The organism is Pseudomonas hunanensis (genome assembly GCF_013393325.1).
GTDB lineage: Bacteria > Pseudomonadota > Gammaproteobacteria > Pseudomonadales > Pseudomonadaceae > Aquipseudomonas > Aquipseudomonas putida_P.
Genome location: NZ_QJRC01000080.1, coordinates 264,812 through 288,383 on the forward strand (window position 1 = coordinate 264,812; position 23,572 = coordinate 288,383).

General features: G+C 64.1%; 19 protein-coding genes. 6 read left to right on the top strand and 13 right to left on the bottom strand.

The features are described from left to right. Positions 1-34: 34 nt before the first annotated feature. Positions 35-1,195 (bottom strand): acetylornithine deacetylase, encoded by a 1,161-nt coding sequence (argE, locus tag DM807_RS09710; protein WP_179027321.1) that lies wholly within the window; start codon positions 1,193-1,195, stop codon positions 35-37. After that, on the bottom strand, positions 1,188-1,865 hold the full coding sequence (locus DM807_RS09715; RefSeq protein WP_012271995.1) for a DUF1028 domain-containing protein: 678 nt from the start codon (positions 1,863-1,865) through the stop codon (positions 1,188-1,190). Before DM807_RS09715 ends, argE begins: the two co-directional genes overlap by 8 nt. On the opposite strand from DM807_RS09715, the gene DM807_RS09720 reads away from it, so the two are divergent. From DM807_RS09720 to DM807_RS09730, 3 genes are read left to right on the top strand one after another with little or no spacing between them, the layout of a single operon-like run. Then, on the top strand, positions 1,864-2,154 hold the full coding sequence (locus DM807_RS09720) for a hypothetical protein (RefSeq protein ID WP_041166477.1): 291 nt from the start codon (positions 1,864-1,866) through the stop codon (positions 2,152-2,154). The genes DM807_RS09715 and DM807_RS09720 overlap by 2 nt on opposite strands. A gap of 14 nt (positions 2,155-2,168) precedes the next feature. After that, positions 2,169-3,488 carry a flavin-containing monooxygenase gene (locus tag DM807_RS09725; protein WP_179027322.1) on the top strand — a complete coding sequence of 440 codons (1,320 nt, stop codon included), beginning with the start codon at positions 2,169-2,171 and terminating at the stop codon, positions 3,486-3,488. Next, positions 3,488-3,904: a RidA family protein gene (locus tag DM807_RS09730; RefSeq protein ID WP_012271993.1), complete on the top strand. Its 417-nt coding sequence runs from the start codon at positions 3,488-3,490 to the stop codon at positions 3,902-3,904. The genes DM807_RS09725 and DM807_RS09730 overlap by 1 nt, the downstream gene beginning before the upstream one ends. Here the strand turns inward: DM807_RS09730 and DM807_RS09735 are convergent. The 4 genes from DM807_RS09735 to DM807_RS09750 are packed head-to-tail and all read right to left on the bottom strand — an operon-like array spanning position 3,895 to position 7,678. Then, positions 3,895-4,725 (bottom strand): sugar phosphate isomerase/epimerase family protein, encoded by an 831-nt coding sequence (locus DM807_RS09735; protein ID WP_012271992.1) that lies wholly within the window; start codon positions 4,723-4,725, stop codon positions 3,895-3,897. The two genes, DM807_RS09730 and DM807_RS09735, sit on opposite strands and share 10 nt — an antisense overlap. Further along, a complete protein-coding gene (locus tag DM807_RS09740; RefSeq protein WP_012271991.1) occupies positions 4,722-5,462 on the bottom strand; it encodes an SDR family NAD(P)-dependent oxidoreductase in 741 nt (246 codons plus the stop codon). The genes DM807_RS09735 and DM807_RS09740 overlap by 4 nt, the downstream gene beginning before the upstream one ends. Then, the gene (locus tag DM807_RS09745; RefSeq protein WP_060494245.1) at positions 5,459-6,808 is read right to left on the bottom strand and encodes an MFS transporter; all 1,350 of its coding nucleotides are present in this window, start codon (positions 6,806-6,808) and stop codon (positions 5,459-5,461) included. The genes DM807_RS09740 and DM807_RS09745 overlap by 4 nt, the downstream gene beginning before the upstream one ends. Before the next feature lie 42 nt (positions 6,809-6,850). Then, on the bottom strand, positions 6,851-7,678 hold the full coding sequence (locus DM807_RS09750) for an amidohydrolase family protein (RefSeq protein ID WP_012271989.1): 828 nt from the start codon (positions 7,676-7,678) through the stop codon (positions 6,851-6,853). A gap of 148 nt (positions 7,679-7,826) precedes the next feature. Between DM807_RS09750 and DM807_RS09755 the strand changes: the two genes are divergently transcribed. Beyond that, complete coding sequence (locus DM807_RS09755) at positions 7,827-8,765, top strand: LysR family transcriptional regulator (RefSeq protein ID WP_012271988.1); 939 nt, start codon at positions 7,827-7,829, stop codon at positions 8,763-8,765. Here DM807_RS09755 and DM807_RS09760 read toward each other — a convergent pair. From DM807_RS09760 to pgm, 6 genes are all read right to left on the bottom strand, one after another. After that, positions 8,757-9,296 carry an FCD domain-containing protein gene (locus DM807_RS09760; protein WP_425326925.1) on the bottom strand — a complete coding sequence of 180 codons (540 nt, stop codon included), beginning with the start codon at positions 9,294-9,296 and terminating at the stop codon, positions 8,757-8,759. The two genes, DM807_RS09755 and DM807_RS09760, sit on opposite strands and share 9 nt — an antisense overlap. Positions 9,297-9,368: 72 nt before the next feature. Next, the gene (locus DM807_RS09765) at positions 9,369-14,195 is read right to left on the bottom strand and encodes a dermonecrotic toxin domain-containing protein (RefSeq protein WP_179027323.1); all 4,827 of its coding nucleotides are present in this window, start codon (positions 14,193-14,195) and stop codon (positions 9,369-9,371) included. 280 nt (positions 14,196-14,475) lie between these two features. Continuing rightward, positions 14,476-16,878: a TonB-dependent receptor gene (locus DM807_RS09770; RefSeq protein WP_179027324.1), complete on the bottom strand. Its 2,403-nt coding sequence runs from the start codon at positions 16,876-16,878 to the stop codon at positions 14,476-14,478. Positions 16,879-16,944: 66 nt separating this feature from the next. Next, positions 16,945-17,889: a FecR domain-containing protein gene (locus tag DM807_RS09775; protein WP_060494243.1), complete on the bottom strand. Its 945-nt coding sequence runs from the start codon at positions 17,887-17,889 to the stop codon at positions 16,945-16,947. Continuing rightward, positions 17,886-18,398 carry a sigma-70 family RNA polymerase sigma factor gene (locus DM807_RS09780; RefSeq protein WP_012271984.1) on the bottom strand — a complete coding sequence of 171 codons (513 nt, stop codon included), beginning with the start codon at positions 18,396-18,398 and terminating at the stop codon, positions 17,886-17,888. Before DM807_RS09780 ends, DM807_RS09775 begins: the two co-directional genes overlap by 4 nt. A gap of 78 nt (positions 18,399-18,476) precedes the next feature. After that, entirely contained in the window at positions 18,477-20,114 is a 1,638-nt protein-coding gene (gene pgm / locus DM807_RS09785) for a phosphoglucomutase (alpha-D-glucose-1,6-bisphosphate-dependent) (protein WP_012271983.1), read from the bottom strand. A 168-nt stretch (positions 20,115-20,282) separates the two neighbouring features. On the opposite strand from pgm, the gene DM807_RS09790 reads away from it, so the two are divergent. Both DM807_RS09790 and DM807_RS09795 read left to right on the top strand, forming a co-directional pair. Beyond that, the gene (locus DM807_RS09790; protein ID WP_012271982.1) at positions 20,283-20,930 is read left to right on the top strand and encodes a DUF1345 domain-containing protein; all 648 of its coding nucleotides are present in this window, start codon (positions 20,283-20,285) and stop codon (positions 20,928-20,930) included. A gap of 270 nt (positions 20,931-21,200) precedes the next feature. Then, on the top strand, positions 21,201-21,461 hold the full coding sequence (locus tag DM807_RS09795; RefSeq protein ID WP_012271981.1) for a DUF1652 domain-containing protein: 261 nt from the start codon (positions 21,201-21,203) through the stop codon (positions 21,459-21,461). Here the strand turns inward: DM807_RS09795 and DM807_RS09800 are convergent. Continuing rightward, positions 21,458-23,545: a putative bifunctional diguanylate cyclase/phosphodiesterase gene (locus DM807_RS09800; RefSeq protein ID WP_179027325.1), complete on the bottom strand. Its 2,088-nt coding sequence runs from the start codon at positions 23,543-23,545 to the stop codon at positions 21,458-21,460. The two genes, DM807_RS09795 and DM807_RS09800, sit on opposite strands and share 4 nt — an antisense overlap. Between the last annotated feature and the right edge of the window lie 27 nt (positions 23,546-23,572).

Sequence of the window (23,572 nt, forward strand, 5' to 3'; positions counted from 1 at the left end):
ATTCGCGGGTGTACCCGCGAAGACGCCACAGCTATCAATCCTGCTTGAGGTAATCGACCAGCCTGAGCAGCATGGCATCACAGCCCTGCAACTGCTCCACACTGACAAACTCATCCGGCTTGTGCCCCTGGTCCATGCTGCCAGGCCCGCACACCACGGTCGGGATGCCGGCCTGGTCGAACAAGCCGCCTTCGGTACCGAACGCCACCGTGCCGAACTCATTCGAGCCACTGAGCAATGCCACCAGCCGCGCAGCCTCACTGTCCTGCGGTGTGGCCAGCCCCGGATAGGCGCTCAGCGGCTCCAGGCGAATGGCGCTGGCGGCATTGACCTTGCGCATACGCGGCAGCAACTCGGCCTCTGCATAAGTCTGCAACTGATCGGCCACCGCCTGCGCCTCGAACCCTGGCAGCGCGCGCACTTCAAAATCGAATTCACATTCGGCGGGCACGATGTTCAGCGCCCTGCCCCCTTTGATTACCCCGGTCTGCACCGTGGAAAACGGCGGGTCGAAGCGCTCGTCATGATGCTGCGGCAAGGCCAGTGCATCACCGATGTCACCCAACTTGCCGATCAGTTTCGCCGCGTACTCGATGGCATTCACCCCAGACGGCGCATACGCCGAGTGGCAGGCCGCGCCATGCACCTGGCAGCGCATTGCCAGCTTGCCCTTGTGCCCTAGCACCGGCTTGAGCTCGGTGGGTTCGCCAATCAGGCACAGTCGGGGTTTGTGCGGGCGCTGTTCGAGGGCTTCCAGCATCGAGCGTACGCCCAGGCAACCGACTTCCTCGTCGTAGGAGAACGCCAGGTGCACGGGCATGCGCAACGGCTGGGCGAGGAACGCGGGCACGGCTGCCAGCACCGACGCGATGAAACCTTTCATGTCAGCCGTGCCGCGACCAAACAGGCGCCCGTCGCGTTCGCTCAGGGCGAACGGCTCGACGCTCCAGGCCTGGCCATCCACCGGCACTACATCTGTGTGCCCCGACAGCACCACGCCGCCTACGTCCTTGGGGCCGATGGTGGCGAACAGGTTGGCCTTGGTGCCCTCCGGGTTATGGAACAGTTCGCTTTCCACCCCCAGTTCCGCCAGGTAATCACGGATAAAGCCGATCAGCTGAAGGTTGGAGTCCCGGCTGACCGTGGCAAAGCCGATCAGCCGGGCCAGCAGCGCGCGGCTGGCAAATTCACTCATCGCCTGGCACCCCGTAGCTTGGCGCGGCGGTCGGGTTGAGGGCGCGGGTGACATAGTCCTGCATCTGTGGCCGATAGGCTTGCCACAAGCCATCGAGCACACCGATCGGGTCTGCATCGGCCCAGTCGACGCGCAGGTCCACCAGTGGCCAGGTCAGTTCGCCAGCAATCTTCAACGCCGCCGAGTGCACCGGCCCGGCTTCGCCACCGGCGGCCATCGCCGCGTGCATGGCCGCCAGCAGGCGGTCGGCCAGGTGCCCACCCGCCTGCTCGAAAGCCAGCACCATGGCCTCTATTACCTGGGTAGAAGACAGCAGGTTGCCCGCCGCTGCGCAGTGTTCGCCGGCCACCGCATTGTGTGTACCCAGCGCTTCGCGCCCCGTGAACAGCGCCACTTGCCCCTGGCTGTCGATCACCGTGACCTGGCGATACTCACTCCAGCCGTTGGCACTCAGCACCCGGTCCAGGGCCGCGGCGGGTGGCAACTGGCCTTGCTCCATGGCATCGAGAATCTGCGGGCCCAGTGCCGGCAGGGTGATGTTCTGGGTAGAGACCGCGCCTACACCGGCGCGCACCCACGGGCAACGGGCGCCTACGGCGATGCTCGACGAGCTGATGGCGATGCCGACCTGGCCGGTTTCCTGGCAGCGGCCAATGATGGAGAAGGTCATGGTGAAGCTCCTGTTGTCCTGTGCGATGCAGGGCATTCTGGGCGCAACCTTCTACCCCACGAAACCAACATTTTCCTGTGCTTTGAGCAGGAAAAAACTAAGCCCGCAAAAGTGCGCCAAACACCACACGAAAATCCCCTTAAAGTTTGCTACAGGCCATGCAATTCAAGGCCTTCGCCGTTTTATCGGCAAGCACCAGCTAAATACTATTTTCGCCATTCGTGCCGCATCCCTAGTCTGGCTCCAGACAACGGCGGTCCTCCAAACCGACCTGACAACAACCGCCTGAACAAGGGCTCGGACATGACACTGAACAACCTCGAAATCGACACCCTCGTCGTCGGCGCCGGCCAGGCCGGCGTGGCCATGAGCGAACACCTGAGCAAGCTTGGCGTGCCGCACCTGGTGCTGGAGCGCAACCGTATCGCCGAGGCATGGCGCACTGGCCGCTGGGACTCGCTGGTCGCCAACGGCCCGGTCTGGCACGACCGCTTCCCGGGGCTGGAATTCAACCTCGACGCCGACGCCTTCGCAGGCAAGGACCAGGTGGCCGACTACTTCGAGCAGTACGTACGCAAGTACAACCTGCCGGTACGCACCGGCATTGAAGTAAAGCGCGTAGTTCGTAACAGCGACCGCCCCGGCTTCACCATCGAAACCAATGAAGGCGTGATTCGCGCCAACCGAGTGGTCGCCGCCACCGGCCCGTTCCAGAAGCCGGTGATCCCGGCCATTGCGCCTAAAGACAGCAACCTGCATCAGATCCACTCCGCCGCCTACTTCAACCCAGAGCAACTGCCCGAGGGCGCGGTACTGGTGGTTGGTGCCGGTTCCTCCGGCGTGCAGATTGCCGAAGAGCTGATGCGCGCCGGGCGCCAGGTGTACCTGTCGGTCGGCGCCCACGACCGCCCGCCGCGTGCCTACCGCAACCGCGACTTCTGCTGGTGGCTGGGCGTGCTGGGTGAGTGGGACGCAGAAATCGCCAAGCCCGGACGCGAGCACGTGACGATCGCCGTCAGCGGTGCCCGTGGCGGCCACACCGTGGACTTCCGCGCCCTCGCCCACCAGGGTATGACCCTGGTCGGCCTGACCCAGTCGTTCGAGAACGGCGTGGCGCACTTCCAGAACAACCTGGTCGAGAACATCAACCGCGGCGATGAAAACTACCTGGCCCTGCTGGATGCCGCCGATGCCTACATCGAATGCAACGGCCTGGACCTGCCGGAAGAACCCGAAGCCCGCACACGCCTGGCCGACCCGGCCTGCATGAGCAACCCGCTGCAGCAATTGGACCTGGCCAAGGCCGGCGTCAGCAGCATCATCTGGGCTACCGGTTACGGCGTGGACTTCAGCTGGCTGCAGGTGGACACCTTCGATGCCAACGGCAAGCCCCAGCACCAACGCGGCGTGGCCCGCGAACCCGGCGTGTACTTCCTGGGCCTGCCGTGGTTGTCCCGCCGTGGCTCGTCGTTCATCTGGGGCGTGTGGCACGACGCCAAGCACGTCGCTGGCCACATCGCCACGCAACGCACCTACCTGGCCTACCGCGACCGCGAACAGCGCGAAGCGGATGAGCAGCAAACCAACATGATCAGCAACGTCAGCACCCTCGGAGCCCACTGATGCCTACCCATACTCGCATCCGCATGTTCAACACCAAGGAAACCTACCCCAACCAGACCCTGGACAACGACCTGTGCCAGGCCGTGCGGGCCGGCAACACCATTTATGTGCGAGGCCAGGTGGGTACCGACTTCGAAGGCAAGCTGGTGGGCCTGGGTAACCCGCAGGCGCAAACCGAACAGGCGATGAAGAACGTCAAGCAACTGCTTGAAGAAGCTGGCTCGGACCTTTCGCACATCGTCAAGACCACCACTTACATCACCGACCCACGCTTCCGCGAGCCGGTGTACAAGGAAGTGGGCAAGTGGCTGAAGGGCGTATTCCCGATCTCCACCGGCTTGGTGGTCGCCGGGTTGGCCCAGGCCGAGTGGCTGATGGAGATCGACGTGATCGCCGTGGTGCCCGATCAGGAATGACCGGCGGCCTGCAGGGTGGACGGGAACCGCCGCCTGCCCTGCAACCACGCCTGGGTTACTCGTGCCGCCGCTTGTAACCGCTGTTCTGCGGGCACGCCAGCGGATGGCACCTCTACACTGACGCACAGCTGCGCCGGTAACGCCGCCACCAACGCGGCCAGCGGCAGTTGCCCTTGCCCCGGCAGCATACGGCCCTCACGCGCTTCCGCGATGATCAGCTCCTCTACGGGCGCCAGCAACGGCGCATCACACAGCTGCACCGCACGCAGCAGACGCGGATCGACCCCGGCGAGGTCGGCCACCTGGCCACCGGAGCGGAACAGGTGCAAGGCATCGACCAGTACGCCGCCGTTGTCCTGCCCCGCCCCTGTCACAACCGTGCATGCCTGTTGCAGGGTTGCCACTGGCCGCCAGCGCATGAACTCCAGGTCCACACGCAGGCCATGACCACGCGCCAGTTCACACAGCGCCGCGAAATTGCCGGTCAGCCGCGCTACATCGTCGTCGTCCCCGGACACCGTCAGGCTCAGCGCCCCCAGCTCGGCACCTGCGGCCAACAGCGGTTGGTAATCGGCAACCTGTGCCTGTGCCGTCAACGAAACAAACTCGATATCGGTAACACGCACACCTTCACCTGCCATCACCGCCCGCAGTTCGCGCAGCGCCTGGCTACCCGGCGCAACCGGGTACGCCTGTGCACCCGGCATCACCGGGTGCAGGCGCAGCCCAACCGCGCTAAAGCCCGCGCGCCGCGCCTCACGTACCAGCCTGGCCGGCGCCAGTTCCAGGGCGGTGAGGTGCGCCACGCCCAGGCCATTCAATAGGTCGCCCTCCCGCCGCTGAGGTCGAAGACGAAGCCGGTGGTAAAGCTGCACTCCGGCCCGGCAATCCAGCTGACCATATTGGCGATCTCCTCGGCCTTGAGGAACCGCCCCATGGGGATCTTGGCCTTGCTCGCGGCAATGTGCTCGGCCGTCATCTCGGCCATCAGCGGGGTCTCGACCATGGCCGGTGCCACGCAGTTGAGCAGCACGCCGTCCTGCGCCAGCTCCTTGGCCGCTGCCTTGGTAAAGGCGATGACCCCAGCCTTGGCTGCCGAATAGGCCGAGATGTACTGCACGCCATCCTTGCCGGCCATGGAGGCGATATTGACGATGCGCCCGTAGCCGTTGTCACGCATATGCGGGATGGCGGTACGGCAGCAATAGAACACGCCGTTCAGGTCAATGGCGATGACCTTGTCCCAGGCCTCTGGCGGGTACTCCCACGACGACACCACAGGGCCATTGATGCCAGCGTTGTTGACCAGAATCTGCACCTGCCCTATACGCCTCAGCGTCTCGGCGAAGGCTGTCTCTACCGAGGCCAGCGACGATACATCCACCGCCTGGCGCAGCACGGGCTCAAAGCCGTTTTCCGCGTTGCTCCAACCCTCCACGGCGAGGTCCCAGATCACAACCTGAGCGCCGGCGGCATGCAGGCGCTGGGCAATCGCCAGGCCGATGCCACGCATCCCTCCGGTGACGATTGCGGTCTGGCCTTGCAGGTACTGGCTCATTGTTTTGCTCCATTTTCGACTGAAGGAATCTCCGGCAAGCGACGCAGGTCGCTGACCATGAACAGGTAGCACAGCGCACCGAGTACGGTGATCGACGACACGAATGCCAAGGCCCAGACGAACGAGCCTGTCAGCGAGACGATGATGCCGATGGTCAACGGCGTGACGATGCCTGCTGCGTTGGCGAACAGGTTGAACAAGCCGCCGCTGAGGCCCAGCAGGCCTTTGGGGGCGATATCGGACACGATCATCCAGGCCAGCGCCGACATGCCCTGGGCAAAGTAGGCGATGCACAGGATGGCAATCACCAGCGCGTCGGACTCGACGTAGTTGGCCAGCACGATCACCGACGCGGTAAGCAACCCGGCGATTACCGGCAGCTTGCGCGCCACGTTCAGCGAGTAGCCGCGGCGCAGCAACGCGTCAGACAGCCAACCGCCGACCAGCGTGCCCAGCGAGGCGGCAATGAATGGCAGCACCGCTACCCAGCCGACCTTGAGCCAGGGCATGTGCCGCTCGGTCACCAGGTAGGTGGGGAACCAGGTGAGGAAGAACACGTTGGTCGAATTGCAGGCGAACTGGCCCAGGCAGATGCCCAGCATGTTGCGGTGCTTGAGCAACGCCGGGATCTGCGACCAGCGGAACGACGTGGCTTTCTGCCCACCATCTATCACCCCACCGCCAGCGGCGATGTAGTCCAGCTCGGCCTGGTTGGCCGTGGTCGACTGGTGTGGCTCGTGGTATTTGCGCCACCACACCAGGCCATAGAGGATGCCCATCAGGCCGACCGCCAGCAGCAGGAAACGCCAGCCGTAAGCGTGCAGCACCCAGAACAGCAGCGGGGTCAGAAACGCCAGCCCGGTGTATTCGGCAAAGGTGTAGATACCGGTCGCCCTGGCCCGCTCGCTCTGCGGGAACCAGGTGGCCACCACCCGGCTGTTGGTGGGAAAGCATGGTGCTTCAGTCATCCCCACCAAAAAGCGCATGCCCAGCAACGACAGGAAGCCCTGCGCCAGCCCTTGCAGCCCGGTGAACAGCGACCACAAGGTCAGTGCCAGCCAGTAAGTGAGCTTGGTGCCCAGCCGGTCGATGAGGATGCCGCCCGGAATCTGCGCAGCGGCGTAGGTCCAGGAAAAGGCGGAAAAGATCACCCCCATCATCGCTGCGTTCAGGCCCAAGTCAGCACTGATACTGGGCGCGGCAATACCCATCACGCTGCGATCGAGGTAGTTGATCATGGTACCGCCGGAAATCAGCGCCAGGATCATGAAACGGGTGCGGGTGCGTTGCTGGACGCGCGCAGGGGTGTCGAACACCCCGAGGCTGGCGTTCTGTTCAGTGGTCATGACGGTTGCTCTCTTGTTATTGGAATGGCAATCAACGGGGCGTTAGGCAAACCCGAACAATCGACGCGGGGTGTCCCACATCACCGCACGGCGCTGCCGGGCATCCGGCATCAGGCGCTCGGCCAGTTTCAGCAGCGGCCCGTAGTCCACCCGCGAACGCTGGCGAATGAACGGCCAATCCGAACCCCACACACAGGCTTCGGCGCCAAAGGCTTCGAGCAGGGCCTGGACGTAGGCACCGCTTTGCTCCAGCAAGGCATCGGCTGCGGCGAACTTCTGCATACCGGACAACTTCACGCAGGCGCGGCCACTATCGGCCAACCGCAGCAGCGCCTGGAAGCCGGCTTGCTGCACACCCGCTGCAACATCCGGTCGGCCGCAATGGTCGATCAGCAGGCGTGCATGGGCGCCTTGCAGCAGGCCATGCAGGTCAAGCAACTGGTCCTCACATACCTGCACCTGCGCAAACAGGCCAAGCTCGGCGAGTTTGCCGAACAGCCCATCAGCGTCCTTCAAGCTGGTTACCCCGTACAGCGCGGGGTTGAAGGCGATACCCACTACACCTTGCGACTGCAAGGCCGCCAGCGCATCGAGGCTGATATCCGCTTCGACCACTGCCACGCCCTTGAAGCGCCCCTGCCCGGTAGCCAAGGCATGCAGCAGGCAGCGGTTGTCGGTGTGGTAGCCGCTGTTGGGGCCAACCAGCAAGGCATGTTGCACCCCATAGGCATCCATCACCCGACTGAACTGCGCCTGGGTGGCGACCTCCTGCCCGGAAGGTGCATAGGGTGCGTCGGGGTGGTAAGGGAAACGCGCGGGGTCAAACAAATGGTTATGGCAATCGATCTTCGCTTCGTCAAAAATGGTCACGCAGCACTCCCGTCAAGCGCCACTGCGCTTGCCTGCAGATCTTGTTATTGTTCGCCGCAAGGGCGATCAGGCTGGGGTTTACGATACTGCGCGGCCGAGTTTGACGCTCATACCCAGATGGCGAAGACCATAACCGAAGGTAATACACATGCTGCTTGGCAACGAAGGCGCAGACGCAAACCCGATGGTGTTCAAACTGCGGCACATGGAAGTGTTCCGGGCGGTGATGCTGACCGGCTCGATCAGCGCGGCGGCCAAGCTGCTTTACGTGTCGCAGCCGGCCGTGAGCAAGCTGATCCAGTACATCGAAGGGCGCCTGGCCTATCCGCTGTTCGAGCGCATCAACAACCGCCTGGTGCCCACGGCCGAAGCGCAGGTGCTGTTTCGTGAAGTCGAGCGGGTGTACCAGGCCGCGTTGGAGGTCAATGAATGCGCCCTGGCACTGGGCGCCGGTGGCCAGCGCAAGCTGCGCATTTCGTGCAGCGCGTCGTTGTCGACGGTGGTCATCCCCATCGCCCTGGCCCAGCTAAAGCGCGAGTCACCGTCGCTGAACATCGAGTGGCAAACCTCGCTGATGGGCGAAATGCCCAACCAGATACTGTCGAAAAAGGTCGACCTGTCGATTGCCGCCCTGCCCGTGGTGCACGACCACCTGCATTCGCAGGCGTTCATGCGTGGGCGCATGGTGGTGGTGATGCCGCCCGACCACCCGCTGGCTGGGCAACCCACGCTGAGCTTGCAACAGTTGGAAGGCCATGCCTTGCTGCTGTTCCGGCCCGACATGCCGTTTGGCAAGCTGCTCGCCGAGCACATCGAGCGCAGCGCAGTGCAGCTGAAATCACTGTTGTCGTTTACCAATGCCAACGAGGCTGTGGCGCTGGTCAAACAAGGCATGGGCATCAGCGTGATCGACGAGTTCGTTGCGCAGGACAGCGGGCTGGCGGTGGTGCCATTGGCCGATGAAATTCACTTCGATATCAGCTTTGTCTATTCACGGTTCGAGCCGCCGTCTCATGCAGCGGTGCATTTGATGCGGGTGTTGCAGGGCCAGGCGCAGAGGCTTGGGAGAGCGGTGGCATCAAGCTGATGCAGATGGGTGCGACCTCTTGTGGAGGCTGGCCTTGCTGGCGACGGGGCGCGTAGCGCCGCTGTCACCGCTCTCCACCGCATCGATGATCGCCGCGTGCTCCTGCCAGGCGCAATGCTCGCAGCTGGGCGACTCATATCGGACGATGATCAGCGACGTCATCGGCACAAGCCCGTTGAGAAAACGCGCCAGGGGTACGTTGGCGGCCAGGTGCGCCAGCCTCATGTGGAATTCGCCACCCAGGCGGATCGCCGTGCAGCGTTCGCCCTGCTCATGGTGCTGGCGTTCGCGTTCGACCAGCTGGAGGATCTGTGCCGGGCGCGCGCGCTGGGTGGCCAGGCCGATCAGCGTGGTCTCGGCCAGGCGCCGGGCGCTGAGCACCTGGCGCGCCTGCTCGGGCAAGGCGCTGCCCGGTCGCAGGCGCTGTTCGAGAATGGCATCGAACAGCCGAGGGTAGATCTGCTCCGCCGACAGGCGGGTTTCGCCGGCACCCAGCAGGGCAGAGAGCGTGGAGCATGTGCGGGTGCTGATGCCGCTGGGCTGCGACCTGGCGCCGGGTTACGGGCTATCGTCACCCGGCGCAATGGCTGGCCGCCTGCCGACTCATTCGCGGTGGGCCTGGACCATGGTTTCGGTCAGCTCGCGCAGCAGTTCGGCTTCATCTTCCTTGCGACAACGCAGCAGCAGGTCCGCGGCTCTCTGGTAGAGGGTGTTCTCGTTGGGATAGCGACCGCTGGCCAGGTTGACGCGTTGCAGCACGCCGTTCAAGCGCCAGGCAAGCCCATCCACATCGCCCACCTCACGCTCCAGTGCGTCGATGTAGAGCGCTGGCACTGCGGGGCCGGTATAGGCACCCGCTTCGGCCGACGGGTCAGTGAGCGTGTCGAAATATTCGGAGGCGCCCATCCAGCGTTCGGCCAGCCTTTCGAAGGCCAGTGGCCGTAAACGGCGCAGCCAGGCTCGCCAGAAGGGTTGGTCCACTGCCCAGTGTTCGAGGGCGGAGGCACTCGTGCCCTCGATCACGGCATCACCCAGGCGTTGCAGGGTCGGCTCATCGAGGTGCGCCAGTTGCGGGAAACGCATGGCCTGCGGTTGCGGCGGCAGGTTCAGCCTCTGTCGTAGCTGGATACGCGCATGCAGGGCCATCTCCAGTTCGTCGGGGTGATCGCTGACCAGTTCCTGATCGCTGATGCCATCGTCGGGGTGCAGGGCTGGAGCGGGGTTGTCCCTCGGGTGATGGTCATCGGCCCGCAAGGCCCTGCGTCTGGCCAGGCGAGCCTGATAGAGGGCGCCGACGCGTTCGTCGAGCAGGCGCTGGCGCAGCAGCGCGCGGGCACTGTCCACGGCAACCTGTTCGTCGGCTTCGGCAGCCGCGGCATGGGCGACCGTCTGCCACACCGTCACTTGCGTCTCGACTTGCTGGAACAGCACGATGGCCTGGTCCACGCACTCCTGTGTGGCGTCCTCGAGCAGGTCGTTGATCTGCTGCTGCACCTGCGCCCGGCCCCAGCCGGTATCGGCTTCGCCTTCTTGCGTGCTGGACAGCATTTCGACCACGTGTTGCATGCGCTGGCGCATCTGGGCTGGGGCGTCCAGGAAGTCCTGTGTATCGGGCAGCCGTTCGAGTAGGTTGTAGAGCGGCTGCCACTGTGGATCGTCAGCCGTTTCGGCAATGTGCAAACGCAACGACTCAGGCCAGTCGGCGGCCCAAGGGTTGGCCTGTGCAAGGGCTGGGAGGGTGGTGAAGCCGGCCTGTTCGAGATTGGCCAGGGCCGCTTCGTCGAAAGGATTGCCGTTGAAGGAATAGGCAATGCCTTCGAGGTGATCGCGTACCGCGCGGGCAAAGGCTGTCTGGCTCAGGTCGGGGGTAACGGCGAGCTCGTTGGCGCTCAGGTCCAGCTGGCGCAGCACCAGAGGCTCCTGGTTCATGAGGGCCTCGAGCCCCGCCGGCCATTGGCTGATGTTGGTCAGTTCCAGGTCCAGTCGCTGCAGGCGTGTCCAGCCGCTCAAGTCGGGGGCCAGGGCCAGCGGGTTTTCGTACAGCGACAGCATCTCCAGACGGTTGAGCCCGGCCAGTGCGGTACGTGCGGCCTCATCCAGCACGATCGCGTTCTGAGCCAGGCTCAACCCGATCAAGGCCGGCCAGCGTTGCAGGGCCTGAAAGTGTTCGGCGGTCATGATCAGGTGGTTGAGGTCGGCCTGGAACCAGGCCAGCGACGGCAGGGCGCTGAGGCGCTCGAGCGTAGTCACCGAGAGGGTGTGAATGCCATCGGTGAGGTTGAGCCGTTGCAAGTGGGGCATACGTTCGAGCAGCGCGAGGCTTTCCTCCCCGTCCAGGTCAATGTTGTTTTCCGAGATATCCAGTGCCTGCAGTTCGTGCATCTCGGCCAATGCCTGGGGCAGGCGGCTGAGGCTGTTTTCCGCCAGGTCAAGCAGGCGCAGGCCGGGAAAGGCTTCGAGAAACGCGTTCAGGCCGGGCATGTCTGGGGTGTTGAGACCGTTGAGGTTGAGCAGGCGAACGTGAGGCAGGCCTATGGGCAAAGCGGGTACGCTGGTCAGGCCATGCCCCTCCAGCACCAGGTTGATATCGTCGATGTTGTCGTGCGGCCCTTCTGCGCTTTCCCGGCGCCACGCACTGCGAATGCGTTGCGCGAAGGTTTCGCGCAATCCATGTTGCTGTTCCTGCGCACCGGGCAGGAGGCCCTCGGGGGCGTGTACCCAGCGTTGCAGTACGCTGTCGAGTCGGCGGTAGTCCACCAGCAGTCGCGACAGCATGCGACCGAACGCGCCGGCAGACGGGCCGGCCTGGTGGCGCAGGCGCTGGCGCAGCATCTCCCGGTCGCCTTGCGGTGTGGCCGGGAACAGTTGATCGAACAGCTCGTCTTCAGTCCAGTAAGCGCGTCCTCGGCCACTGAGGCGATAGCCGATACGACGATCACCGGGTAGGCGGGTGGGCAGTCGGTACATCGGTCGAACCGGTGTCATGCCTAGGTCCAGAGCGGCTTGCCGACGGTCACGGGCGGCCAGTTCGAACAGGTTGTCGCGCAGCTTGCCCTGCTCATGGATCAGCAGCCCGAGTGCGTCACGTTCGCTGTCGGGCAACGCCTGCAGCATCGCGCGGTATACATCGCTGCGCCCCGCCAGCTCGTTGCCGAACGCGTCATGGGGGGTATATCCATCGGCGTTGCGCACCAGGGTCTTGGTGGGCAGCCCTTGCTCGCCTGTGCTGGCGAGCAGCCGCCCCCTGAGGTTCGAGTCGCGCAGTTCGAGGCGCAGCTTGCCGCGCCATCCAGGCAGACGCCGTAACGCGGCGAATGCCAGGGCATCGCGGTCGGTGGTGGCGCCGTTGCCATGGTGGAAGCGGGCAAGGGCCTTGCCGATGCGGCTTTCACGCAGGTACAGCCGTGCGGTCTCGGCCAGCCGCAAGGGCAAGCGCCCCGATTGCTGTAGCCGGGCGATGTCGCTGGCCGACGCCTGGGCGAGGATCTCCGAGCGGCTCGCCTGGGTGAGCGATGGGAAGTCGCGAGCCAGGATGGCGGTCAACGGCTGTTCGTTGGCCGGGACGCCGATCGGGTGTGCGCCGAGAGCTTCGAGGCTTTCGAGCAGCAACGCGGGGGTTGGTCTGTGATCCAGCAACACTCGGCGCAGCGCTGCGGCATCGTAGCCGCTGCATTGCAACGCTTTGCCGAGGGTTTGCGCATCCAGGCCTTGGGCAGCGGGGCCCAGGTGTTCGAGCAGGGTGTCGGCCTGCCAGTCCAAGGGGCGATCGTGTTCGAACAGCCATGTGCCCTGGCCGTTGCCGAGCAGTGTAGGCTGGTGCCGCTGTCCCCGGACCGATGGCAGGCGAGCGGTGCCGTCTGTGACCTGTTCGAGCGGCAGCGCCTGCCCGTCGCGCTCGAACCATGGCTTGCCCTCCCACAGGTACAGGCCTCGGCCATCACGGGCCTGGCCGAGTGGCCAGGGCCGGGGGCGGGAAAAGGGTGTCAGCTCACCGGACCACAGTCGCTGTTCACCGTCGGTGCCTACTGGTTGCCAGCTGTGCAAGATGCCCTGAGGTTCGATGAAGCGTCCCGCGGCGCCTAGGGCGGCGAACTGTGCAAGGCTTGCCAGCACGTCGAACAGGTGACCGATCGCGGCATCGGCATCGCCTTCGTTGGCGGCGTGCACGCCGTCGAGGAATTCGTCGACCACCTGCGCACCGCCGATGACCAGCATCACCTCGCCCAGACCGGGCACGAAGAATCCCGCCAGGTTGAGCACGGTCAGGCCGACGCCCAGCCAGCTCTGGATGCGGGCCAACTGGGCATCGGCATCACGTTGGGCGACTGGAACGGCCAGGATGGCGGCATCCTGCATGCGTCGCTCGACCTCGATGCGCGCGTACTCGACGAAGCCATCCCTAGGCCACGGCGTGAAGGTGATGTCCAGCCTCGCGTTCTTGTCGAGGGTTTCCTGCCAGAGGTCGGTAGTGGCAGGAAACACGCGTTTGAGCCAGCTGAAGCGTTCGCCTTTCTCCAGCACGGGAGCAGATGGATGCAGCTCGGCATATGGGTAGCGCGGGTACAGGATCTGACGCAGCCGTGCGCTGAAAAGAGGTTGCTCGGCAAGACAGACAAAGCGAGTGAAGTACTCGCGCTCCTCTTGCTGCCACAGCATCTGGGTGAGCGCCGTGCTCGCGGCCTGCGCTGAGGGGTACTGGCGCAGTGGCTGACCAGGATGACCTGGCAGATACAGCAGGCATCGCTCGACAGCATCGCGCGGTGCGAGGCGGACCAGCATAGGGCCATGCAAGGGGATGCCGAACAGGCTGAGGAAGCCGCATTGCAACTGACTGCGTGCTGATTCGGCTAGACCGGCGAATATCGTTTCACCCATCAGTGCACCCTCGGCATCCAGATGCCCTTGCAGCGTAGCCTGGGTCAGCTCGGCAGCGAAGGTGGCCCGGGCGTACTGGCGCACCAGGTCGCGAAAACCGTCGGTATCTATATGGTCGCCCAGGTGATAGCGATAGCGCTGACCGAGGTCGAGATTGCGTACGCCGCTGACGAAGGTGGCCGCTTGTTCGCCCGAGCGCTTTTCAAGGCGGGTGGCCGAGTCGTACAGGGTGACGCGAGCGCCGGCATCGAAGTTCTGCAAGGCTGCCTCGAGCCAGCTATGGCCGTTGCCATCACTCCACACCCGAGCTTGGTCGACCTTGGGCAGCACCTGGTCCGGGAACCAGCGCTGCAGGGCTTGCTCCAGCAGCGGGCGGCAGAAGGTCTCGATGCTTTGCACCGGCGCCAGCGCCTCGCGCAGGCGGCGCATCGCGGCATGGCTCTGCCTGACGCGCTGCTTGAGCAACTGGCGCTCGGCCGTGGACGCCTGCGCGAACCAGGAAGGCATGCGCGTGTGAATGAAGGACAAATGCGGGGACAAGGGGGGCTGGGTCATCGTCGTTGCTCCATTTCGGGGAGTACAGAGGCTAATGACCCAGGGCCCTGTGGTCGGGCTACATAATTGATGCCCATCCGGTGGCCGTGTGTTTCACACCTGTGATGCCGTGCTTTTCACCGAGGCCAACTCCGGATGGGCCACCAGCTTGAGGACTTTGGCTGGCCCACGCTTGTGATTCGAGATCAGAGTGGCATTCAGCTGGCCATTCACCGCTCTCACTCCAGATTCTAATCCCTCCTCAAAACACAAGGCCGCTCCCACATGGACCGTACAGGGCTTAAAAACCTACTGTGGCCGACAGCAAGTAGGTGCGCGGTGTGGAAAGGGTCAAGCCGGGCTCACTGTCATCCGAAGCCCCCGCCGAGCTCCAGTAACGGTCATCCAGCACATTCTCGACACTGGCACGCAAGGTCACCTCGGCAGCATCCACCTTGAAGGCATAGCGCGCCCCCAGGTCATACCGCTCCCAGCCGTCGATCTGCTTGCTGTTGTTCTGGTCCAGGTACTGCGAACTGGAATGAATGCCCCGCGCCGTCAGGGTTAGGCCGTTCACGCCCGGCACATCCCACTCGGCACCGAGATTGACGTTGTATTCGGGCGTCGCTGGCGCGCGGTTGCCATCGAAGGCGCCACCCACGGTATCGGTAAGCTCGCTGTCGATGTACATCACCCCACCCAGTACGCGCACCCCCTGTACAGGCTCACCAAACACACTCAGCTCGATCCCACGGTTGTCGCGCTTGCCGTTGGGGCCGAACACCCGCGAGGTGGCGTTGGTTTCGTAGGCCGGCTGGCGAATGCGGAAGGCGCTGGCTGTGAACGCCACCGGGCCAAAATCGTACTTGGCTCCTACCTCAACCTGGCGGCTGGTGAACGGCGGGAAAATCTGGTCCTCGTTGATCGAGGTCGATGGCGCGATCTTGCCTTGGCTCAGGCCCTCCATGTAGTTGGCGTACAACGACAGCTGGTCGGTCACCTTGAGCAACACGCCACCCGACGGTGAGACCTTTTCTTCGTCATAGGCCGTGTCGCCTTTGATGCCGTCGCTCCAGTCATCCACCTGCACCCGCTGCCAGCGCGCCCCCAGGGTCAGCAGCAGACGGTCGGCGAAAAAGCCCAGCGTGTCGGCCAGGGCCACGCCGGAGAAGCGGTTCTCCGTGTAAACCTGCGGGTCGATGCGGGTTGGCGTACCCGGTGTCGGGGTAGCAACCGGGTTGTAGAGGTTGCTCGGCGCCGAGGCATAACGCGCACCGCCGTTGGTGAAGTCCATGTAGAAATAGCTGGCGGCCAGGTTCAGCTCATGGCTGACCGGCCCGGTATGAAACCAGCTGCGCAGGCCGGCCATGGCGGTGCGCACCGATTCGTCGCGAGTGAAATCGCGCGGCTGAACGGTGAAATCGCCGGCATCGTTGGTAATAGACACGTTGTGGCGCAGGAAGTCATGGTTACTCTTGCGCGCGCCGACTGCCCCATAGGCCAGCAGCGATTCGCTGATATCGTACTCGGCGTTCAGCGCACCGAAGGTGTCGTTGGTGCGCGCCTTGCTCCAGGCCTGAGCGTAGTTGTGGCGTACGTCATTGGCATCCGGCACCTTGGCATTCGCACCCACCAGCACACGCTCCTGCGGCGCGTCGGTATCACGCTCGGTATGCCCGAGGTCCGCTGAAAGCCGCAGCCGCTCGCCGCGAAAATCCAGGCCCAGCACGGCCATTTCGCGATCGACGCGCTGGTGGTCCCATTCGGTGTCACCGGCCTGCTTCACCCCATTGAAACGCACGCCGAACTGCTGCCCTTCACCAAAGCGTCGACCAACGTCCACGGCGCCACCTGCCTGCCCAGCCGACGCATAGCTGCCGGTGAACGCGGTGATCGGCTTGTCGCCGGCCCGCTTGGGCTGCACATTGATCCCGCCGCCCACGCTGCCACGGGGCGAAATGCCGTTGATCAACTGGCTGGGGCCTTTGATGATGTCGACCCGGTCGGCCATTTCCATGTCGATCGAGTAGGTCGGCAAGATGCCGTATAGGCCGTTGTACGCCACATCACTGTTGAACAGGCTGAAGCCGCGAATGGTGAACTGCTCGAAACGCCCACCCGCCGGGTTGGTCGCGCGCACCGAGGGATCACTGGCAATCAACTCACCCAAGGTACGTGCCTGCTGGTTCTTCACCAGCTCGCTGGTGTAGCTGGTGATGCTGAATGGGGTTTCCATGAAATCACGCGAACCCAGCAGGCCTTGAGCGCCCTGGCGCGCCACCTGGCCACCGGCGTATGGCTGCGTTTCGCTACCTGCAGCCAAGCCGCCGACGATGCTGGTCGGGGCGATTTCCAGTGCGCCGCTGGACTGTGTTAGTACCAGGGTGAAGGCGCCCTCACCCACCGGCATCAACTGCAAACCGCTGTCGCGCAGCAGCTGCAAGAAGCCCTCTTCGACACTGTAGTTACCGGACAGGCCGCTGCTGTGCCGGCCCTGGACCAGTGCCGGGTCCAGCGATAGGCTGACACCGGCCTGGTCGGCGAAGTGGGTCAACGCGGTGCCCAGGCTGGCGGGTGCTACCTGGTAGGTACGCCGGGCAGGCTCATCGGCCCACGCCGGTGCACACAACAACAGGCTCATCGCAAACAACGGATGTGCTGCGCGCGCCAGTGGGCGCGGGCGGCAAGACTTTACTGCAGGCATCGAACAAGGCTCCCCTTTATTTTCTCATACCGGTAATGACCGGCGAGTGAAAAAAAGGGGACAGCCTCATGCACGATTTTCTTGTGCGGCCAGGCTCACCCAATAACGCGTGCGGGTATGCACCTGCAACGGCAGGCTGGCGGCCAGCAAGGCCAGCACCCGGTCGGTATCGTCAAGGCGGAATGTGCCGGTAACACGCAGGCCCTCAAGCGCAGGTGCCCAACGCAACACGCCGGGGCGATACCTGCGCAGCTCGTGCAGCAACTCGCCCAATGGGCGATCATCCAACCGCAGCACGCCTTCGCGCCAGCCCAGTGGCCAAGCGTCGAACCCGTTGACAGGGCCGACACCCGCGGCCTGCAAACTGGCCTGTTGCCCGGCCCGCAACATCACTGCTGGGCCACGCAACGGCTGCAGACTGGCCATCCCATTGACCACCGACACCCGACAGGCCTCATCGACCAGACGCAAGCACACATCGCCTTCACTGAGCAGCACCTGGCCGTAAGGCACCTGCAGGCTCAGGAAAAGGTTACCGGGGACTTTGACTGCCACTTCGCCGCGCAGCAGTGCCACACGGCGTGCATCCAGGTCGATATTGACCGCACTGTCGGTGTTCAACTGCACGAAAGTTCCGTCGCTCAGCAGTACCTGACGGCGCTCGCCTACCGAGGTGCGCAGGTCAGCGGTCCAGGCATCAAGTGGCAGCTCGCGGCTCACCAGCCAGGCCGTCGGCAGCAGCGCCGCCACGCCCAGGGCCTGTTTGAGCAGCGCCCTGCGGCCGGCATCCGGGCGGTCCAGGGTGGCCATCGCCAACGCCCCGGGCAACCCGGAAAACCGCGCACGCAGCAATGCTGCCTTTTGCCAGGCGTCTTCGTGCAGGCTGTTGCTGGCGCGCCATTGCGCCAAGTGGCGCAAGTCAGTCTCACTGGCATCGCCGGAATCCAGCAGCGCCAGCCAACGGGCCGCTGCACGCAGCGCTTCGCGCGTTTGGGGAGGATTGTGGCTCATTGCAAGTCGGCCAGCAGGCAATGTTCATAGGCCTGCGCCATGTAGCGCTTGACGGAGCGTTCGCAAATACCCAGGCGCTGGCCAATTTCGGCGTAACCCAGGCCTTCCAGCTGGCTCCAGAGAAAGGCCTTGCGCACCGGCGCCTTCAGGCCGTCGAGCAACTCATCCAGTGCTTGCAGGGTTTCCAGCAACACCCAACGCTGTTCTGGCGAAGGCACATGCTGCTCGGGCAGGTTGGCCAGGGCATCAAGGTAGGCTTGCTCCAGGCTGCGCCGCTGGTGGAAGTTGCTCAGCAGGCGCTTGCCCACGGTCAGCAGGTAAGCGCGCGGTTCGCGAATGTCTGCCAGTGGCTGGGCACTGGCCAATACCCTCAGAAAGGTATCTTGGCTGAGGTCGGCAGCATCCCAGGCATTGCCCAGACGCCGACGTAACCAGGTTTCAAGCCAGCCGCGGTGCTCCCGGTACAGGGCAGGCAGGCTTGGCTCGGTTGGCGGCGCGGCGTCTATCATCGGGAAGGCCCTGCGGCGGTGTAAATAAGATTAATTCTAATTTACATCACACCACAGAACCAAGCGGTTTGTTACCGGTCAGGCAATTGCCGCATCCACCAGCACTTGTGCTTCCTGCACCAGGCGCTGCAGGTGCGCCTCGTCGATGAAGCTTTCGGCGTAGATCTTGTAGATGTCTTCGGTACCCGACGGGCGCGCGGCGAACCAGCCATTGGCGGTCATCACCTTCAGCCCGCCAATGGCCTGACCATTGCCTGGCGCGTGGCTGAGGATCTGCACGATCGGCTCACCGGCCAGCTCGGTCGATTTCACCTGCTCCGGCGCCAGCTTGCTCAGCAGCGCCTTCTGCCGGGCGTCAGCCTTGGCCTCGACACGGGTGGCGAACGGCTTGCCCAGTGCTTCGGTCAGGTCGGCGTAGGCCTGGCTTGGGTTGCGCCCGGTGCGGGCGGTCATTTCGGCGGCGAGCAAGGCCGGGATCAACCCGTCCTTGTCGGTGGCCCACACCGAGCCATCGCGGCGCAGGAACGAAGCCCCTGCACTTTCTTCACCACCAAAACCGAGCGAACCGTCGAACAGGCCCTGGGCGAAGTACTTGAAGCCCACCGGCACTTCATACAGCTCGCGACCCAGGCGCTCGGTTACACGGTCGATCAGGCCGCTGGAGACCACGGTCTTGCCCACGGCGGCGTCGCTGCGCCATTGCGGGCGGTGGCGATACAGGTAGTCGATGGCCACGGCCAGGTAGTTGTTCGGTTGCAGCAGGCCATCGGCGGTGACGATGCCGTGGCGGTCGTGGTCCGGGTCGCAGGCGAACGCTACGTCGAAGCGCTCACGAAGGCCGATCAGGCCCTGCATGGCGTATGGCGACGAAGGGTCCATGCGGATCTGGCCGTCCCAGTCGACGGTCATGAAACGGAAGGTCGGGTCGACCTCGGTGTTCACCACTTCCAGGTCCAGCTGATAGTGCTCGGCAATGGCCGACCAGTAGCGCACCCCTGCCCCACCCAGCGGGTCGACGCCCAGGCGCAGCTTGGCACCACGGATAACGTCGAAGTCGATGACGTTTTCCAGGTCGGCTACATAGTTGCTCACGTAGTCGTGGCGCTGGGTGGTCGGGGCCTGCAGCGCCTGGCCATGGTCCATGCGCTTGACGCCCGCCAGGTTCGCCGCCAGCAGTTCGTTGGCCTTGGCCTCGACCCACTTGGTCACATCACTGTCGGCCGGGCCGCCATTGGGCGGGTTGTATTTGAAGCCACCGCTTTGCGGCGGGTTGTGCGACGGGGTGATGACGATGCCGTCGGCCAGCCCCTGCTGGCGGCCACGGTTGTAGCAAAGGATGGCGTGGGACACGGCCGGCGTGGGCGTGTACTCGTCATCCTTCGATAGCATCACCTGCACGCCGTTGGCTGCGAGCACTTCCAGGGCGCTGGCGGTGGCCGGTGCCGACAGGGCGTGGGTGTCGGCGCCGATGAACAGCGGGCCGTCGATGCCCTTTTCCTGGCGGTACAGGCAGATGGCCTGGGTGATGGCCAGGACGTGGTATTCGTTGAAACTCAATTCAAGCGAAGTGCCCCGGTGCCCCGAGGTGCCGAAGGCCACGCGCTGGGCCGCCACGGCGGCGTCGGGGCGGCCGGTGTAGTAGGCGGTGAGCAGTCGGGGAATATCGACCAGCACGCTGGCCGGAGCCGGCTTGCCTGCCAAAGGACTGAGCGTCATGCAAAAACCTCGAGTTCAACAGATGTTGGTGTTGGAGCGTGCAGTGTACTGAGAGTTGCAAGGGTGTGCGATGGGCGGCAGCAAAGAACAGGCGGTTCAGCCTGTGCTGCAGCTTTGTGCTGGTGTCTTGGTCTAGAGTACAAGCCATACCCTTGTAAAAGAGGCCCCATGGCTTTCCACCGCCTGACCCGCACACACCCTCGCCTGAGCCTCGCCGCAGCAGTTGGCCTTGTTGGCGCCTGGTTGATCCCAGCTGGCGATACCGTGCAGCACATCCTCGCCGGCTGGAACCTAGGCGTATGGCTGTACCTGCTGCTGGTGCTGTACCTGAGCTGGAACGCAGGCCCCGATAAAGTCCGCAAGGTCGCCCGTGTCGAAGACGAAAACGCGGGCATAGTCCTGCTGACCGTGTGCATCGCCGCCATCGCCAGCCTTGCCGCGGTCACCCTGCAACTGGTTTCCAGCCGCGGCCTGCAAGGCACACCGCTGGCCCTGCACTACCTTTACACCGGCCTGACCGTAGCCGGTTCCTGGCTGCTGATCGGCTGCATCTTCAGCCTGCACTACGCGCGGCTGTTCTACACCGGGCAAAACCACGAACCGCCTCTGCGCTTCGCTGATGGCGAACGCAACCCGGATTACTGGGACTTTCATTACTTCTCGTTCACCATCAGCGTCGCGGTGCAAACGTCTGACGTGGGCGTCGCAGGGCGAGGATTACGCCGGGTGGTGCTGGCGCATTCATTGGTGGGGTTCGTGTTCAATACGGCCATTTTGGGGTTCACCATCAATATCGCCGCCGGGCTGCTGGGTTGAACCGCTCGTCTGAAACCTGGATGCTGAACGGTGGCGAAATCAATGCAACTCAACGGGAAAACCGGCCGCCACACTGCCAGGAAAACGTTTGCCACGCAGTCACCGAACAATCCTAACCCACGACAAGGATGTGATCGCTGTCATGCATTAGCGCATTTGTCGTATTTGCAGCCGAGAATCGCCCGTGACAGGTGCTATGTTTACCTTCCCGGCGGCTGCATCGAAGTGGCCACCCGCTCACCACGTCCAGGCATGGACAAGGAGGCTGGCATGAACAAGATGACGTTCCCCAACGCCTGCCAGGTGATGCGCTGGCATTTCCACCCGCTGGGCTTCGAGGCCAGCATGGATGCGCCACGCAGCATGGTCGCGCGGTTGTTTGACCGCGCCAGCGGTGAAACCCTGCTGGCAATTGCCGGCATCCCTTGTGCGGCGATCATGGCTGCCGCCGATGTAGAACGCATCATCGAGGCCGTCGAGGCGGAGATGGATGCCTTCATACCCGCGGTTACCTTGCGCGCTGCGGTCTAGCCCGCAGCGTTACTTTCCTCGCCCATCGCCCGCAACTTGCCCATGAACTGCTCGGCCGGCACCGGCTGGCCCAGCAGGTAACCCTGCAGCGAATCGCAACCCAAGCGGGTCAGGAAGTCCTGCTGCATGTCGGTCTCCACCCCCTCGGCAACGATACGCAGGCCCAACGCCTGGCCCAGTGCGACAATGGCCGAAACGATCGCGGCATCGTCACTGTCCTGCTCCAGGTCGCGCACGAAGCCGCGGTCGATCTTCAGCTCGTTGGCTGGCAGGCGCTTGAGGTACATCAGGCTGGAATAGCCGGTGCCAAAGTCATCGATGGACAGGTCCACACCCATGTCGGACAGGCGCTGCAACACGGTCAGGCTGGCGTCGGCGTCGTGCATGGCGGTGGTTTCGGTGATTTCCAGGGTCAGGCAGTTGGCGGGCAGGCCATTCTGCTCCAGGGCGCGTGCCACGCTCTCTACCAGCCCGGCGTGGCAGAACTGGATGGCCGACAGGTTCACCGCCATGCGCCAGCCGTTGTGGCCCTGGTCCAGCCACTGGCGCATCTGCCGGCAGGCCTCTATCAACACCCACTCACCAATAGGAATGATCAGGCCGGTCTTTTCCGCCAGGCCGATGAAACGGTCGGGCAGCAGCAGGCCATGCTGCGGGTGCTCCCAGCGCAACAACGCCTCGGCGCCGATCGGCTGGCAGGCTTGGGCGTCGAACTTGGGCTGGTAATGCAGGCGGAACTGGCGCTGTTCCAGTGCCTGGCGCAAGTCCTGCAGCAACTGCAGTTGCTGGCGGGCGTTGCTGTTCATCGACACATCGAAGAAGCTGTAGCCGTTCTTGCCGGCGCTCTTGGCGTGGTACATGGCCGCGTCGGCATTGCGCAGCAACTCATGCTGGTCCTGGCCGTTGCCTGGGTACAGGACGATGCCCAGGCTGGCCGACAGTTGCAGGTCGTGCTCGGCCACGCGAAATGGCCGTGACACCAGGTTGACCTGCTTGACCGCCACGTCCATGGCATCATTCGGCTCCTGCAGTTCCACCAACAGCACGAACTCGTCACCGCCAATTCGCGCCAGGGTGTCCTGGCTGTGCAGGTGGCCACGCAGGCGCGCCGCCACGGCCTTGAGCAGCAGGTCGCCGATGTGATGGCCAAAGGCATCGTTGACCGGTTTGAAGCCGTCCAGGTCGATGAACATCAGGGCAAAACAACCGCCCTGCTCCGCTACCTTGGCGATGGCCTGCTCGATACGGTCGGCCAGCAAGGTACGGTTGGGCAGATCGGTGAGGGTGTCGTGCAGGGCCAGTTGGGTGAGCTCTTGGTTGGCCAAGGTCAGCGAACGGGCCAGCTCGGCCGTACGCGCTTCGAGGCGTGCGTCCAACACCGAGGTCAACAAAGCCACAGCCAGTACCGCCAGGGTGGTGATCAGTACCAGGTAGACCAGGCCCTCACCCTGCAGCCCGCCGCCCAGCGCACCACAGAAGCTGCCCTCGGGGAAACTCGCCGCCGCCATGCCGGTGTAATGCATGCCGACGATGGCAAAGCCCATGACCACCGCCGCCAGGCCTCGAATCTGCCGCACATAGGGGGTGTGCCTGCGCAGGCGGAAGGCGATCCACAACGCCGCCGCCGAGGCGCCCACGGCAATCAGCAACGAGGCGCCGAACAACGTCGGGTCGTAATCGATACCCGGCAGCATGCGCAGCGCGGCCATACCGGTGTAATGCATGCAGGCGATGCCAGCGCCCATGATCAACGCGCCAAGCCCCAGTTGCAGCGCCGGCAGGCTCGGCTGGCTGACCAACCACAAGGCAAAGCCCGAGGACAGCACGGCAATCAACAGCGAGAACGCGGTCAGGGCAAGGTCGTAACCCAGGTCGATGGGCAAGCTGAAGGCTAGCATCCCAATGAAGTGCATCGACCACACGCCGATGCCCATGGCCAGCGCACCGCCGCCCATCCACAGGTAGGCAGCTCGGCCCTTGGCCGTGGCGATACGGCCGGTCAGATCGAGGGCGGTATAGGACGCCAGGATCGCCACGCACAGCGAAATCAACACCAGCGAAGAGGAGTAGCTACCGGTCAACATTGGGGAATTCCAGCGACGGGACAGGGT

Coding starts and splice junctions, on each gene's coding strand:
- argE (WP_179027321.1), bottom strand. CDS start 1,195: ATGAGTGAATTTGCCAGCCGCGCGCTGCTGGCCCGGCTGATCGGCTTT.
- DM807_RS09720 (WP_041166477.1), top strand. CDS start 1,864: ATGGTGAAGCTCCTGTTGTCCTGTGCGATGCAGGGCATTCTGGGCGCA.
- DM807_RS09715 (WP_012271995.1), bottom strand. CDS start 1,865: ATGACCTTCTCCATCATTGGCCGCTGCCAGGAAACCGGCCAGGTCGGC.
- DM807_RS09725 (WP_179027322.1), top strand. CDS start 2,169: ATGACACTGAACAACCTCGAAATCGACACCCTCGTCGTCGGCGCCGGC.
- DM807_RS09730 (WP_012271993.1), top strand. CDS start 3,488: ATGCCTACCCATACTCGCATCCGCATGTTCAACACCAAGGAAACCTAC.
- DM807_RS09740 (WP_012271991.1), bottom strand. CDS start 5,462: ATGAGCCAGTACCTGCAAGGCCAGACCGCAATCGTCACCGGAGGGATG.
- DM807_RS09745 (WP_060494245.1), bottom strand. CDS start 6,808: ATGACCACTGAACAGAACGCCAGCCTCGGGGTGTTCGACACCCCTGCG.
- DM807_RS09755 (WP_012271988.1), top strand. CDS start 7,827: ATGCTGCTTGGCAACGAAGGCGCAGACGCAAACCCGATGGTGTTCAAA.
- DM807_RS09765 (WP_179027323.1), bottom strand. CDS start 14,195: ATGACCCAGCCCCCCTTGTCCCCGCATTTGTCCTTCATTCACACGCGC.
- DM807_RS09770 (WP_179027324.1), bottom strand. CDS start 16,878: ATGCCTGCAGTAAAGTCTTGCCGCCCGCGCCCACTGGCGCGCGCAGCA.
- DM807_RS09775 (WP_060494243.1), bottom strand. CDS start 17,889: ATGAGCCACAATCCTCCCCAAACGCGCGAAGCGCTGCGTGCAGCGGCC.
- DM807_RS09780 (WP_012271984.1), bottom strand. CDS start 18,398: ATGATAGACGCCGCGCCGCCAACCGAGCCAAGCCTGCCTGCCCTGTAC.
- pgm (WP_012271983.1), bottom strand. CDS start 20,114: ATGACGCTCAGTCCTTTGGCAGGCAAGCCGGCTCCGGCCAGCGTGCTG.
- DM807_RS09790 (WP_012271982.1), top strand. CDS start 20,283: ATGGCTTTCCACCGCCTGACCCGCACACACCCTCGCCTGAGCCTCGCC.
- DM807_RS09795 (WP_012271981.1), top strand. CDS start 21,201: ATGAACAAGATGACGTTCCCCAACGCCTGCCAGGTGATGCGCTGGCAT.
- DM807_RS09800 (WP_179027325.1), bottom strand. CDS start 23,545: ATGTTGACCGGTAGCTACTCCTCTTCGCTGGTGTTGATTTCGCTGTGC.